Here is a 13,372-nt window from a genome sequence, read left to right on the forward strand (position 1 = left end):
ATTAATAAGTACGAATCTTCGGCGGGAATGCCGGGCGCAGCTTCGGTTCCATATTGACTTGACGTCGCGTCATGGATTCCGACTCTGGCAGGTACAGGGAATGGCACAGCCAGTTTTCATCATCACGTTCCGGGAAGTCGAAGCGGCTATGCGCGCCACGGCTTTCGGTACGGAAGTTTGCAGATACTGCAGTGGCGTACGCGGTCTCCATCAGGTTATCCAGCTCCAGACACTCAACGCGCTGGGTGTTGAACTCGCTGGAGGTATCGTCCAGGCGGGCATTTTTCAGACGTTCGCGGATCGCTTTCAGCTCTTCCAGACCTTTCGCCATCGCATCGCCTTCGCGGAATACCGAGAAGTTGTGCTGCATACATTCCTGCAGCGCTTTGCGAATTGCCACCGGGTCTTCACCGTTGCGGTTACCGTTCCAGCGATTCAGACGCGCCAGAGAAGCATCGATTTCATCTTCGGTCGCATCCAGCAGGTCACCCTGCTCAGCGATAGATTCCTGCAGATGCAGCCCCACCGCACGACCAAATACCACCAGGTCCAGCAGCGAGTTGCCGCCCAGACGGTTGGCGCCGTGAACCGACACGCACGCGATTTCGCCGACAGCAAACAGCCCCGGGATCACCACATCTTCGCCCTGTTCGTTTACGGTCAGCGCCTGGCCAGTCACTTTGGTCGGAATACCGCCCATCATATAGTGGCAGGTTGGGATAACCGGAATCGGCTCTTTGACCGGGTCAACGTGAGCAAAGGTACGAGACAGTTCGAGAATGCCCGGCAGACGGGATTCCAGCACTTCTTTACCCAGGTGGTCGAGTTTCAATTTGGCATGCGGACCCCACGGGCCGTCGCAGCCGCGACCTTCACGGATTTCGATCATGATGGAACGCGCCACCACGTCACGACCCGCCAGGTCTTTCGCGTTCGGGGCATAACGCTCCATAAAGCGCTCGCCGTGTTTGTTCAGCAGGTAGCCACCTTCACCACGGCAGCCTTCTGTTACCAGAACGCCTGCGCCGGCGATGCCGGTTGGGTGAAACTGCCACATCTCCATATCCTGCACCGGCACGCCAGCGCGGATAGCCATACCCACGCCGTCACCGGTGTTGATGTGGGCATTGGTGGTGGACTGATAAATACGGCCAGCACCGCCGGTCGCCAGCACGGTTGCGCGGGCTTTGAAGTAAACCACTTCACCGGTTTCGATACACAGCGCGGTACAACCGACAACGGCGCCATCGGCGTTTTTCACCAGGTCCAGCGCATACCACTCGGAGAAAATTGTGGTGTGGTTTTTCAGGTTCTGCTGATACAGCGTGTGCAACAGCGCATGACCGGTACGGTCTGCCGCTGCCGCGGTACGTGCCGCCTGCTCGCCGCCGAAGTTCTTCGACTGGCCGCCAAACGGACGTTGATAAATTGTGCCATTGTCGAGGCGAGAGAACGGCAGCCCCATGTGGTCCAGCTCCAGAATCGCTTCCGGACCGGTTTTACACATATATTCAATAGCGTCCTGGTCACCAATGTAGTCCGACCCTTTAACGGTGTCGTACATGTGCCATTCCCAGTTATCTTCATGGGTATTACCGAGCGCAACGGTGATGCCACCTTGTGCGGATACGGTATGGGAACGGGTTGGGAACACTTTGGAGAGCAGCGCACAGGTCTGACCGCTCTGGGAAATTTGCAGCGCCGCGCGCATACCTGCTCCGCCGGCACCAATCACAACAGCATCAAATTCTCTGACTGGCAGTTTCATTACACACCCCACACCACAACAAATCCATAAATGACGTAAACCACCAGCGCAACGACGATAGCCAGTTGCAGAATCAGGCGCACAGCCAGAGGTTTAACGTAGTCGGTCAACACCTGCCACATGCCGATCCAGGCATGAATCAAGATGGAGAAAAGTGCCAGCAGGGTGAAGACTTTGGTGAATGCCGATGAGAAGAAACCGGTCCAGACTTCAAACGTCAGCTCGCCGCTGGTGGCGAAGAAGCCGACCATATAGATGATGTATAACGTCAGAACGATAGCGGTAGCACGGACCAGAATGAAGTCATGTACGCCGTTGCGTCCTAATGCGGAGGCGTTGCTTACCATACGAGGACTCCTGCGAGAAGTGAAAGCACGACAATGATAACGAAACAAATTTTGGCGGAGCGTGTCCCTGCTTCGAGGGTTTCTTCGATATAGCCAAAATCCATCAACAGATGGCGAATGCCCATTACGGCGTGATATGCCAGCGCAATCAGGATCCCCCACAGAATTAACTCCACAAAGAAGTTATTCATAATGGATGACGCGATGAGGAAACCTTCAGGGGAGGAAAGGCTGGTACCCAATAACCACAACAGAATCCCGACCGCCACGAAGGTGATCACTCCGGATACGCGATGGAGAATGGACGCTATCGCCGTGATTGGGAACCGGATCGTTTGCAGATCCAGATTGACAGGTCTTTGTTTTTTCACATTTCTTATCATGAATAACGCCCACATGCTGTTCTTATTATTCCCTTTGGACTTCGGGTACAGAAGATGAAGACACCTGTAGCCTGAAAGACGACGGGATTTCCTTCCTCCGGTCTGCGTGCGGGTCAGACAGCGTCCTTACTATAACTACGCGTCATATAAAACACTGCTTCCAGATGCTAAAACGACACGATACAACGCTGGTTGGCTCGGGATTGCAGGGTATTCCGGAGACCTGGCGGCAGTATAGGACGTTCACAAAATCATTACAATTAACCTACATATAGTTTGTCGGGTTTTATCCCGAACAGTGACATAGGTCACGATAACAACATTATTTTAATTTTTAATCATCTGATTTGACAATCATTAAACAAAGTTGTTACAAACGACACCAGAAAAAGCATATAATGCGTAAAAGTTATGGGGTCACTCTTTCACCGGAGATTTAGTTATGTAACAGTGTGGAAGTATTGACCAATACCGTCAGGACAGTTATTAGTGATAGACAGGTTTAATAATTCGGATTGCTAAGTTCTTGATTTGCAGTTTATTCGCCATGAAAAGACCGTTTTACCTGCAAGCGCCCATAGCTCTGTACCCAGGTCATCCCCTCTTTCGCAGAGCGGCGAGCCAAATAACAAACTGGTAACGGTTTATTGATGTACGAAGGCAGATTTAAGTTCCGGCAGTCTTAAGCAATAAGGCGCTAAGGAGACCGTAAATGGCTGATACTAAAGCAAAACTCACTCTAAATGGTGACGCTGCTATTGAACTGGATGTGCTGAAAGGTACGCTCGGTCAAGATGTTATTGATATTCGTAGCCTTGGCTCAAAAGGGATGTTTACTTTTGACCCAGGTTTCACCTCTACCGCATCCTGCGAATCCAAAATTACTTTCATTGATGGTGACGAAGGTATTTTGCTGCATCGCGGCTTCCCGATTGATCAGTTGGCGACCGAGTCTAACTATCTGGAAGTGTGTTACATCCTGCTGTACGGTGAAAAACCGACGCAGGAAGAGTACGACGAGTTCAAAACCACAGTCACTCGCCATACCATGATCCACGAGCAGATCACCCGTCTGTTCCACGGTTTCCGCCGCGACTCTCACCCGATGGCCGTTATGTGCGGTGTTACCGGGGCGCTGGCTGCGTTCTACCACGACTCGCTGGATGTGAATAATCCACGTCACCGTGAAATCGCCGCTTTCCGTCTGCTGTCCAAAATGCCAACCATGGCAGCAATGTGTTATAAATATTCCATTGGACAGCCGTTCGTGTACCCGCGTAATGACCTCTCTTACGCCGGTAACTTCCTGAACATGATGTTCTCCACGCCGTGCGAAAAATACGAAGTCAATCCGATTCTGGAACGCGCAATGGACCGTATCTTAATCCTGCACGCTGACCACGAACAGAACGCCTCAACCTCTACCGTACGTACCGCGGGTTCTTCTGGCGCTAACCCGTTTGCCTGCATCGCGGCCGGTATTGCTTCCCTGTGGGGACCGGCACACGGCGGCGCAAACGAAGCTGCGCTGAAAATGCTGGAAGAAATCAGCTCTGTTAAACACATTCCGGAATTTGTTCGCCGCGCGAAAGACAAGAATGATTCCTTCCGCCTGATGGGCTTTGGTCACCGTGTTTACAAAAACTATGACCCACGCGCTACCGTCATGCGTGAAACCTGCCACGAAGTGCTGAAAGAATTGGGCACCAAAGACGATCTGCTGGAAGTGGCGATGGAACTTGAGCACATTGCGCTCAACGACCCGTACTTCATCGAGAAGAAACTCTACCCGAACGTAGACTTCTACTCCGGCATCATCCTGAAAGCGATGGGTATTCCGTCCTCCATGTTCACCGTTATCTTCGCCATGGCGCGTACCGTTGGCTGGATTGCGCACTGGAACGAAATGCACACCGACGGCATGAAAATCGCTCGTCCGCGTCAGCTGTACACCGGCTACGACAAGCGTGATTTTAAGTCTGATATTAAGCGTTAATTGTCTGCCGGATGGCGCTTGCGCCTGTCCGGCTTTCAGCTATTAATTCTCCCGGGTCGGATAAGGCAGTAACGCCAGAATCCGACCTGTTTTTTCTTGATCCACATTATTTTATTCTCATCGCGCTTTCTCTATGATTTACTGAGATTTCCGTCATTTCACTCAGGAGCATGGGATGCCTGTTTTGCAGTGGAGCCTGTTGTTTCTGCTATCGCTCCTTCTTTCCCTGCTCTTTCTGTTTATCCATCTTCCAGGACCATTGCTGCTCGGTTCGATGATCGTCGGCATCATCTTCAGTATGCGCGGCATTTCGCTGCACCCTCCCCGCTGCACATTTCTTGGTGCGCAGGCGATTCTCGGCTGTATGATTGCCCAAAATCTGACCGGTTCAATCTTCACAACCCTTGCGGCCCACTGGCCGATGGTGATTGTTGTCCTGCTGGCGACCCTTATCAGCAGCGCGGTAATCGGCTGGCTGCTGGTGCGCTACAGTAATCTACCGGGGAACACCGGCGCGTGGGGTTCTTCGCCTGGCGGCGCGGCGGCGATGGTCGCGATGGCCCAGGAATTTGGCGCCGACATCCGGCTGGTGGCGTTTATGCAGTATCTGCGTGTGCTATTGGTGGTCGGGGCAGCAGCACTGGTCACCCGATTGATGATGGGCGATCAGGCGCAGGCGGTCAGTGAACAAATCGTCTGGTTTCCGCCACTGAGCGGTAATCTGTTGAGTACCCTGGCGCTGGCCGCCGTTGCCGGTATAGCCGGGCGCTTACTGCGCATCCCCTCAGGCGCGATGTTGCTGCCTATGCTGGCAGGCGCACTGCTGAATGCCAGTGGCGTAATAGTGATTGAACTGCCGGAATGGCTGCTGGCAATAGCTTATATGGCCATCGGCTGGCAAATCGGCCTTGGCTTTGACAAGCAGATTTTCTTAACGGCGTTGCGCCCCTTACCGCAGATCCTGTTGTCCATTTTTTCACTGATGGCGATCTGCGCCGCTATGGCCTGGGGGCTGGCGCATTACATGCAGATAGATTTTCTCACCGCCTATCTGGCGACCAGTCCCGGTGGGGTGGATTCTGTTGCGGTGATTGCCGCAGGGAGTCACACCGATATGGCGTTGATCATGGCGATGCAAACCCTGCGGCTGTTCAGCATTTTATTAACCGGCCCGGCGGTGGCGCGGTTTATTTCAGTGCACGCGCCAAAGCAATTATCATCGTAAGCCGGAATTAGTTTAAGTTATATTTAAACCCTACCCTGATTTGATATTCATTTTTTGTATCATCACCATCTTTGTATTTATCAAGATAGCCTAATTCAAAAAATGGATAAAACCGCGGTGTGGCATGGAAATTAAATACAAAGTTATGCTGCAGAGTATGATTCTTGCCGTTAGCATACTCAAATTTATCGCCATGGGTTTTAGTGTAATACGTTGGATTATATTGCACCCAGAAGTTTGGCGTAAAAAACTTGGTTAAATAAATATCAACGCGGTGCTCTGAAGAGTCATCCCAGTCGCCTTGCAGCGTTTCGCTGTCATGGTTTTGATGGTTATATCGGTAGCGTAGTACAGCCCCCAGCGTTGGGTCAAAATGATAGCCAATACCAATATAAGGGTCGACACGTGAACCTGCAGACTCCCAGTGAAACACCACGCCGGGCTCAAGCCAGAAGTCACTATCACCCAGAGCAAAAGGCTTGTTAAACTCGGCTTCCTGATAGCTGCTTTTCCACTGGTCCATATTTTTGCCAAGATCGGCATCGGTTTCAAAACTCCAGTACATGCTTTTAAATATACTGTCTGAGTCCTGTACCACCCCGGTTAACATTAATCGCTGCAAAAAACCTTTGCTGGCCGTACGGTACTGCGTACGCGGTGCAAAATATACGGTAGTAAAGGGTGTCGATTTCGCCTGAGGGGCAGTAGTCGTATTATTTTCCGCAGCCATAGCGCCAGTTACAGGCATGACCAGTGCAGCCATTAATATGGCTGTATTAATATTATTGCTTTTCATTATATTTTCCTCGCCGTACAGAGATAAAATCTCCCCCTGCTAAATCAATAGCCTGAATATTTAACCGAGGGAGCAGAATATTACCAGTAACTTTTCCAGCAGGATATTGCACGGGTCATCGCTTCCATCAGGAAATAATCCCCCCACGCGCAGCACTCATCCACACCGACGTTACCTTTAAAATAATAAACAGAGTGTTTTAATAATCCTTCGCCTGCTTCATGCGCAGCATTTAGATAATCATCAAGCATTCGCGCAATCATCCTTAATGCCAACGCTTCATAACTTTCACGTTCCGGATGGGTTGCCGGTAGCTGTTTTACCAGCTCCAGCAGCGCGCAGGCGAGAATCGCGCTGGCAGAGCTATCCCTTTCACTGTTGGGATCGGTAAGCGCCAAATCCCAATAACAGATAAGATCTTCCGGTAAACGATTAATAAAGTAATTTGCCAGCGTCTGGCTCAGTTCCAGAAGCCGCTCATCTCCGGTATAGAGATAATTCAGCAGAAAGCCATAAACACCCCATGCCTGCCCGCGCGACCAGCAGGAATCATCGGAAAAACCCTGATGCGTATTGCCAAACCGCGGTTCCCCGGTGCGCACATCCATATAGTACGTATGAAACGTTGAGCCGTCCTCGCGCACAATATAACGTCGCGCCTGCTCTATATGATTTTTCGCCGCTTCAGCATAGCGTGGATCGCCGGTGCTGGCGCTTGCCTGATACAGCAAGGGCAGATTCATATTGCAGTCTATAATCATCCTGCCCTGCTGCTCCGGATTATCCAGTTCGCCCCACGCCTGAATAATGCCGCATTTCTCGTGATAGCGTTCCATTAGCACTTCTGCCGCCTGCTGCGCGATATAAGTCGCCTCGCGATTGCCGGTTAGTTTATTGGCCGCTATACATGAAAGGCTGTACAGAAAACCCAGATCGTGGTGATTGGTATGATCCCTACTGGCAATACGTTCGCCAAAAGAACGGACATGTTGTTCGGCCAACGTACGATACGCATCATTACGCGTCCATTCCCATGCCAGCCACAGCTGACCAGTCCAGAAACTGGTGGTCCATTCCTGATTATCGATAATTGGGTAGCGACCATTTTCACATGCCGCATCCGGAAAACGCGTGCCAAAATAATCGCTGTTACGATCGATAGCAGATAAAATGACCGGTAAAGCGCGGCGAATCTTCTGCGCAATAGCAGCGCGCTCGCCGCTTCGCAGGACAACAGGAACGATCGGTTCTTTACGGATAGTCACAGACATAATTCTCTCGTTTTCTTCACTTTAATGGGTGGCTTCTTGCCCATGGACAGGGGCTGCAATGGTTTTTTTGTGCTGATAGCAAGTAGAAAGCGTGATGGCGGAGATCCCGGTAAATACCAGAGCAACCACGCCCATAATCAGATAGGTATGCTCAAAACCAATTTTTTGGTAGGCATAGCCGGCAGGCGGTGCCACGACAATAGAACCGACGTAAATCATGGCCTGATAGCCCAGCAGGTACATCGTGGCGTTAACGCGTTTGTCGAAATGTTCGGCAATGTATTTGAAGACCGACACCAGAATCAGGGCGATTTCAATCCCATACAAAGGCTTCACCAGGCAGATGATCAGCGGATCGTTAGTTAATCCGGAAATAATCAAACGCAGACTGATCACAAGACCGGTCAGGATCATCCCCTGCTTAGCGCCTATGCGGTTAATAATGGCAGGCACCAGCATCATGCCGAAAAACTCTGCGGCTGACTGCGCGGTACTCATGTAGCCAAACATGGCGTTGCCTTCTTCTTTAGTGCTAAAGAAGGTGACGAAATAGCGAGAGAACTGCTGTTCGGCAATAAACATCATCCATGCCACTCCCGCGATATACAGCGCAAAGGTCCAGAATTTCTTATTGCGCAGCAACTCGAACACATCGCCAATGACAATCTTCTCTTTCGACAGGACGTCATTCTCTTCCTGGCCAAAGTGATCAACTTTCAGCGTCAGCAGAACCGCAAACATGCACAGCGCGGAAACGCTACTGATTACAAAGTTGATTTTGGGCGAAATATTGTAGAGATACCCAGAGAATGAAGACGCCGTTGCCCATCCCAGCGCGGCCCACATGCGGATCCGGCCAAACTCCATCGCGTACAAACGGCTGAAACGGTCAACATAGGACTCTTCCGCCGCCACCCCCGCATACCAGCCGAGGCTGAAAAAAAGCGCACCGACGATCATCCCGCTGATAAAATGCGTTTGTAATAGCGGCAGGTAACACCAGATGAAAAATGGCGCCATCAGGGCCGAAACGAGGCAGACAAAATAGAGCAGATGTTTTTTCATGCCCATTTTGTCCATGATGTAACCGTAAACAGGTTTGATAACTACCGCAAAAACGCCGTTCACGGCAAATACCGTGCCGATCTCCACACCATCCAACCCGGCTTTATCTCCCAGCCAGATAGCGTACAGGCCAAAACTGGCCGCCCAGGTAAAGGTAAACAGAAATACAAACAGACTCAGTTTGATGTAAGCCGAGCGCGTCGACTGAACAGGGTTAGTCATTATTTTTCTCCGCACATGCGTCAGTTATATGATTTCCAGCGTTTTCACACCCAGCGTTAGCACCTGATTCTCACGGTCGAACGCCATTGCTGCCGCAGGTGACAGCGAGGAAAACGATGTGGCGTTGACGGCGCAGGCCAGCCAGTGCGTGCCCGGCGTAAGCGTGCTACGAAGACAAGGGATCTCCCCCGGTGATGCATAGAGAATGTTGCTGTTGGGTGGCGTTGTGACGACCTCCGGTTGACGCTCTGCCAACAGATCGGTTATCTGGCATACGCCGGAGCTGGCACGAAGTGTGACCCCGTGCGGTGCAGTTTTGGTATCGATGAGTTGATGCCGGTTAAGCGCGAATCCCCCCTCGACACAGTCAAGCTGGCGCGCAGTTTCAACGCGATGAATGCGAATATGTCCTTGCTGAAACGGGATTAGCCAGGTCGTGACGACGACGTTTGACCACGGGTGCCAACGGCTTCGGATTAACGCATCCGTCATTTCAACAGCGTCGCACTCACGACGTCCACGCCAGTAGTTATCCTGTTCGCTGAACACCAGCATCGAATCACAGGCAGCATGGTTCAGACCATAATGACCGCGCTCCAGGGTAAAACCGAAGTGGCTGGAGTAAGCAAATTTGCCGTATTTGGCATCGAAATTGACAAAGTTATTGCGGTCGTACTGCCCGGACATCAGCATCCAGGCGTGTCGGTTTGCATCATCATGAACGATAAATTGTCCGGCTTCCTTTATCGGATGAATCGGCTCAGGTTCAGGCAACGGGGCTGACTCGGCTTGCCAGAATGCGCTCTGTTCCGGCAGCGCCAGAATCAGCAACGCCTTACATGCCCACCAGGGTGAGCATGGGCTGTTGTAGTCTTCGGTCATCACCAGATTCGGGTAGGTATATCCCAGCGTGAATAAACCATCCGGGCCAATGAAAGGCTGCGCTAACCACCAGTCGAGGTGGCGTAAAATCACGCCTTTGACGACAGGGATCGTAAAGACATCCAATCCTGTCCAGACGACGGCGCTCCAGAACGCAACCTGAACAAAACGGTAAGTCAGGCTGCGGCCAAACGGAATTGCATCCCCGTCACAGGTAAAGTAATAGATGTAATCCCTGGCAAATTGACGCGCGCGCTGGCGATAGCGCAGGCAACGTTCAGGATCAGCGTCCTGCATAAGATGGCTGTACAGCAAACTGTAAAAATGAAACCCGCTGGAGATATAGTAATCGCGCGGTTTACCTGCACCGTCGGAATACCAGCCGTTACCAAGCCAGAATGGCTCAATCGCGTTCAGATGCTTATCAATGACCATCATGTCATAGTGGCGTCCGACACATTTAAGACCGACCTGCACCAATACCGGGAAGAAGTGCCAGTTATTATCCGGGATTTGGATATCAGCACTTTGTCGTAACCAGCGCTCCAGATTGTCCTGCTCATCGGCGGTTAACGCATCCCATAATCCGGTATTCGGCAGCGCCAGCGCTACGCCAAAGGCAGCCATTTCCACGCAGCGCTGATCGTTATCGACCAGATTACCCCAATAGTTTGGATGTTCGGGGTCACTGCCATGGCGAATACCGCGAATAAAAGCCTCACGATACTCACCCGCGTCTCCTGCGCTTAACAGCGGTGAAAGGATCCATAACAGACGTGCAAACCCCTCCATACCGGCGATGTCCATTGGATATTGTGCGGACGTTTCGCCCACGTCCAAACGCGTATTATCACATGAGAGATGAGGAATGGCTGATGCCAACCATTGCCGCGCCTTTTCTGCATACTCTTGCCTTGCTCGCATAATGAAACCTCGTTTCATTTGATGAAGTATTGGGCGCATAATAAGGATTTGAGCTGACATACAAATGTGATAATCGTCGTATTTCCACACAACGCTGGTGATGAAGTACAACATTCATCTGCATTTTGCGGAGAAAATTCGATTACAGTGATAAAAACTTAAGTATGTTCACATGAACAGGCGAGACATAAATGCAGCGGACGGAAGACAGTAGTTATCTTGAGCATATAAACCTCAACGACAAGTCGATTTACTTTAATCGTATGAAGGATATGCCAGCCAACTACTATCACTGGCACCAGTGTGTGGAGATATTGTCGGTTTCTCAGGGAGTAGGCATCGCGCTTATGGAGCACCAACAGTACACCGTCAAACCCGGGCGTATTTTTATTTTCCCGCCGGGAAAGTTGCATAAAGTGTTTGTCGAACAGGATGCACGTAATATTTATCACCGCACAACGCTGCACTTTAATGCTCCACAAATTGAGCAGTACCTGCGGGATTTTCCTCGGCAGCAAATGCTACTGCGTCAGCTGTGCGCCAGGGGAGAGAAAGCACGGGTGTTTGACGTCGGTGACGTTCAACCGGTGATTGAAACGTTGCTGAGCCGTTTTGAAGAACAGCTCAAAAGTCAGACCTTCAGCATCAGCGACAGCGCATTTCTGGTGATGCAGCTCATTAGCCTGCTGCCACATCAGGCGCAGGCCACGGGACAAAATACATTTTCGGTCAGCATTATCCGCTGGATCGAAACACACTTTCACCAGCGCTGCTCGCTGGAAGATATCGCCAGCGAGATGGGGTGCTCGCGGGGCCATGCCTCCCGCCGTTTTCACGAAGAGACCGGCGGTACGATTCAGGAATACCTGATGATGCGCCGCATTCGTCAGGCCTGCGAACTGCTGTTACATACCAATAGCTCGGTACGCGATATTGCTGCTCAGGTTGGTTTCTCCGAATACGCCTGGTTTATTACCTGTTTTCGCAAAAACATGGGTAAAACCCCGCTGCAATATCGCAAAACGTATGCTTCGGTATAGATCTACTTCTGACATCCCGGACACCAGTAAAAAGGGCGCGAAGAGAGCGTCGTTTTTTCGATGATTCCACCACAGCGCTCGCAGGCTTCACCGTCCCGGTGAAAGACCTTAAAGCGAAACAACGCGCCATGGTGTTTGTTCTCATCCACCAGCCCGCGGGTATTATAGGACAGACGAGGAATATCAAGCAGCGCACGCGCCAGCGTATCCAACTGTTCGTCACTAAGCTGAGACGCTTTATGCTGCCCGGTCAACCCTACCTGCCAAAGGATCTCTACCCGCAGGTAGTTACCTAATCCCGCCAGAAACGCCTGGTCCAGTAGCAGGCCAGAAAACTGGCGATTACGAAAACGCGGAGATAACAGACGCGCTTTAACCTCATCGGGCGTTAAACGTAAATCCAGCACATCCGGCCCAACTCGTTGCAGGAACGGATGAGTGGTAAGCTGCTCTGGCGTCAGCATTTCGATATCAGACGCACTATAGAGCAGGATGGTTTTATCGGCTGTTTGCAGCCTGACACGCAGAACCCGCGAAGTCTGCGGGATTTTGCCAGTATCCACGACTCGCCACACGCCGTAGAGCTGATTGTGACTGTACAGCGTCAGACCATTAGAAAAATGAGTCAGCAGTGCTTTCCCTCGCGTTTCAAGCTGAGTAACACTCTGCCCAATTAGTTGAGATTGATACGGTTTTAACTGCTCAAAGGCAAACCAGACATCCGTCAGGGGTTTGCCTTTGACTGCCGCCTCCAGGTTATCCGCCGCGCGGCGGATCTCCGGGCCTTCAGGCATAATACTGTCCTTTGTTAATGTGTTGCGCCGCCCGTCACTGTGATATCGCTTTCCACCTGCAAGGCGGTGGCAATGGCGACTTCCAGCGCACGGCGAACGGTTTCAGCCGCCATACTTGGCGCTCCGGGATGCTGTGCAGCTTGTTGCGGCAGATAAGGGATATGAATAAAACCGCCCTTCACCGCCGGCACGTCGCGTAATTTATGCAGCAGACCATACATTACGTGGTTACACACAAAGGTACCTGCGGTCTGGGAAACCGAGGCCGGAATTCCCGCGTTGCGCATAGCCACAACCATCGCTTTGATCGGCAACGTACTAAACCATGCCGCAGGACCATCGACGACAATCGGCACATCTACCGGCTGTTGTCCCTGGTTATCCGCAATACGTGCATCATCAACGTTGATCGCCACGCGCTCCACGGTGATATCCGAGCGCCCGCCCGCCTGCCCCACAGCCAGCACCAACGATGGCGACAGCGCATCAATCGCGCCATTGAGTACGGCAAGAGATTCGCCAAAGACGCACGGCAGCTGGCGGGCAACGACGCGGCATCCACCGATAATAGCATTGTCGAGTCCCGAGACCACTTCCCAGGAAGGGTTAACTGACTCGCCGCCAAAGGGTTCAAATCCCGTGATGAGTACTGTTTTCAT

13 protein-coding genes are annotated in these 13,372 nt (G+C 51.6%); 4 read left to right on the forward strand and 9 right to left on the reverse strand.

Annotated elements, in window-relative coordinates:
- Position 1 precedes the first annotated feature (1 nt).
- From sdhA to sdhC, 3 genes are read right to left on the reverse strand one after another with little or no spacing between them, the layout of a single operon-like run.
- A complete protein-coding gene (gene sdhA, locus OGW16_RS12340) occupies positions 2 to 1,768 on the reverse strand; it encodes a succinate dehydrogenase flavoprotein subunit (RefSeq protein WP_003831409.1) in 1,767 nt (588 codons plus the stop codon).
- Positions 1,768 to 2,115 (reverse strand): succinate dehydrogenase membrane anchor subunit, encoded by a 348-nt coding sequence (gene sdhD / locus OGW16_RS12345; protein ID WP_005122550.1) that lies wholly within the window; start codon positions 2,113 to 2,115, stop codon positions 1,768 to 1,770. Before sdhD ends, sdhA begins: the two co-directional genes overlap by 1 nt.
- Entirely contained in the window at positions 2,109 to 2,513 is a 405-nt protein-coding gene (gene sdhC, locus OGW16_RS12350) for a succinate dehydrogenase cytochrome b556 subunit (RefSeq protein ID WP_047412583.1), read from the reverse strand. The genes sdhD and sdhC overlap by 7 nt, the downstream gene beginning before the upstream one ends.
- 437 nt (positions 2,514 to 2,950) lie before the next feature.
- On the opposite strand from sdhC, the gene OGW16_RS26465 reads away from it, so the two are divergent.
- The 3 genes from OGW16_RS26465 (at position 2,951) to OGW16_RS12360 (ending at position 5,719) form a co-directional block, all read left to right on the forward strand.
- Positions 2,951 to 3,004: a hypothetical protein gene (locus OGW16_RS26465; RefSeq protein ID WP_418135082.1), complete on the forward strand. Its 54-nt coding sequence runs from the start codon at positions 2,951 to 2,953 to the stop codon at positions 3,002 to 3,004.
- A 206-nt stretch (positions 3,005 to 3,210) separates the two neighbouring features.
- The gene (locus OGW16_RS12355; protein ID WP_043015622.1) at positions 3,211 to 4,494 is read left to right on the forward strand and encodes a citrate synthase; all 1,284 of its coding nucleotides are present in this window, start codon (positions 3,211 to 3,213) and stop codon (positions 4,492 to 4,494) included.
- A 175-nt stretch (positions 4,495 to 4,669) separates the two neighbouring features.
- Entirely contained in the window at positions 4,670 to 5,719 is a 1,050-nt protein-coding gene (locus tag OGW16_RS12360) for an AbrB family transcriptional regulator (RefSeq protein WP_172862835.1), read from the forward strand.
- A gap of 7 nt (positions 5,720 to 5,726) precedes the next feature.
- Here OGW16_RS12360 and OGW16_RS12365 read toward each other — a convergent pair whose 3' ends face one another.
- The 4 genes from OGW16_RS12365 to OGW16_RS12380 all read right to left on the reverse strand — a co-directional run bounded on the left by OGW16_RS12365 (position 5,727) and on the right by OGW16_RS12380 (position 10,879).
- Positions 5,727 to 6,515: an oligogalacturonate-specific porin KdgM family protein gene (locus tag OGW16_RS12365; protein WP_172862834.1), complete on the reverse strand. Its 789-nt coding sequence runs from the start codon at positions 6,513 to 6,515 to the stop codon at positions 5,727 to 5,729.
- Between the two features lie 80 nt (positions 6,516 to 6,595).
- Positions 6,596 to 7,786 (reverse strand): glycoside hydrolase family 88 protein, encoded by a 1,191-nt coding sequence (locus OGW16_RS12370; protein WP_043015619.1) that lies wholly within the window; start codon positions 7,784 to 7,786, stop codon positions 6,596 to 6,598.
- A 21-nt stretch (positions 7,787 to 7,807) separates the two neighbouring features.
- Positions 7,808 to 9,073 carry an oligosaccharide MFS transporter gene (locus OGW16_RS12375; protein ID WP_047412621.1) on the reverse strand — a complete coding sequence of 422 codons (1,266 nt, stop codon included), beginning with the start codon at positions 9,071 to 9,073 and terminating at the stop codon, positions 7,808 to 7,810.
- A gap of 24 nt (positions 9,074 to 9,097) precedes the next feature.
- Positions 9,098 to 10,879: a DUF2264 domain-containing protein gene (locus tag OGW16_RS12380; RefSeq protein WP_172862833.1), complete on the reverse strand. Its 1,782-nt coding sequence runs from the start codon at positions 10,877 to 10,879 to the stop codon at positions 9,098 to 9,100.
- 191 nt (positions 10,880 to 11,070) lie between these two features.
- Here OGW16_RS12380 and OGW16_RS12385 point away from each other — a divergent pair, with 191 nt between their 5' ends.
- Positions 11,071 to 11,919: an AraC family transcriptional regulator gene (locus OGW16_RS12385; protein WP_043015617.1), complete on the forward strand. Its 849-nt coding sequence runs from the start codon at positions 11,071 to 11,073 to the stop codon at positions 11,917 to 11,919.
- Positions 11,920 to 11,921: 2 nt separating this feature from the next.
- Here OGW16_RS12385 and nei read toward each other — a convergent pair whose 3' ends face one another.
- Positions 11,922 to 12,713: an endonuclease VIII gene (gene nei, locus OGW16_RS12390; RefSeq protein ID WP_047412624.1), complete on the reverse strand. Its 792-nt coding sequence runs from the start codon at positions 12,711 to 12,713 to the stop codon at positions 11,922 to 11,924.
- A gap of 14 nt (positions 12,714 to 12,727) precedes the next feature.
- The gene (pcp, locus tag OGW16_RS12395; RefSeq protein WP_047412626.1) at positions 12,728 to 13,372 is read right to left on the reverse strand and encodes a pyroglutamyl-peptidase I; all 645 of its coding nucleotides are present in this window, start codon (positions 13,370 to 13,372) and stop codon (positions 12,728 to 12,730) included.

The organism is Citrobacter sp. Ce104 (assembly GCF_030334595.1).
Classification (GTDB): Bacteria; Pseudomonadota; Gammaproteobacteria; order Enterobacterales; family Enterobacteriaceae; genus Citrobacter; species Citrobacter europaeus.

Excerpts from the sequence above, each read along its gene's own strand:
- sdhA (WP_003831409.1), bottom strand. The coding sequence starts at position 1,768 with ATGAAACTGCCAGTCAGAGAATTTGATGCTGTTGTGATTGGTGCCGGC.
- sdhD (WP_005122550.1), bottom strand. The coding sequence starts at position 2,115 with ATGGTAAGCAACGCCTCCGCATTAGGACGCAACGGCGTACATGACTTC.
- sdhC (WP_047412583.1), bottom strand. The coding sequence starts at position 2,513 with ATGTGGGCGTTATTCATGATAAGAAATGTGAAAAAACAAAGACCTGTC.
- OGW16_RS12355 (WP_043015622.1), top strand. The coding sequence starts at position 3,211 with ATGGCTGATACTAAAGCAAAACTCACTCTAAATGGTGACGCTGCTATT.
- OGW16_RS12360 (WP_172862835.1), top strand. The coding sequence starts at position 4,670 with ATGCCTGTTTTGCAGTGGAGCCTGTTGTTTCTGCTATCGCTCCTTCTT.
- OGW16_RS12365 (WP_172862834.1), bottom strand. The coding sequence starts at position 6,515 with ATGAAAAGCAATAATATTAATACAGCCATATTAATGGCTGCACTGGTC.
- OGW16_RS12370 (WP_043015619.1), bottom strand. The coding sequence starts at position 7,786 with ATGTCTGTGACTATCCGTAAAGAACCGATCGTTCCTGTTGTCCTGCGA.
- OGW16_RS12375 (WP_047412621.1), bottom strand. The coding sequence starts at position 9,073 with ATGACTAACCCTGTTCAGTCGACGCGCTCGGCTTACATCAAACTGAGT.
- OGW16_RS12380 (WP_172862833.1), bottom strand. The coding sequence starts at position 10,879 with ATGCGAGCAAGGCAAGAGTATGCAGAAAAGGCGCGGCAATGGTTGGCA.
- OGW16_RS12385 (WP_043015617.1), top strand. The coding sequence starts at position 11,071 with ATGCAGCGGACGGAAGACAGTAGTTATCTTGAGCATATAAACCTCAAC.
- nei (WP_047412624.1), bottom strand. The coding sequence starts at position 12,713 with ATGCCTGAAGGCCCGGAGATCCGCCGCGCGGCGGATAACCTGGAGGCG.
- pcp (WP_047412626.1), bottom strand. The coding sequence starts at position 13,372 with ATGAAAACAGTACTCATCACGGGATTTGAACCCTTTGGCGGCGAGTCA.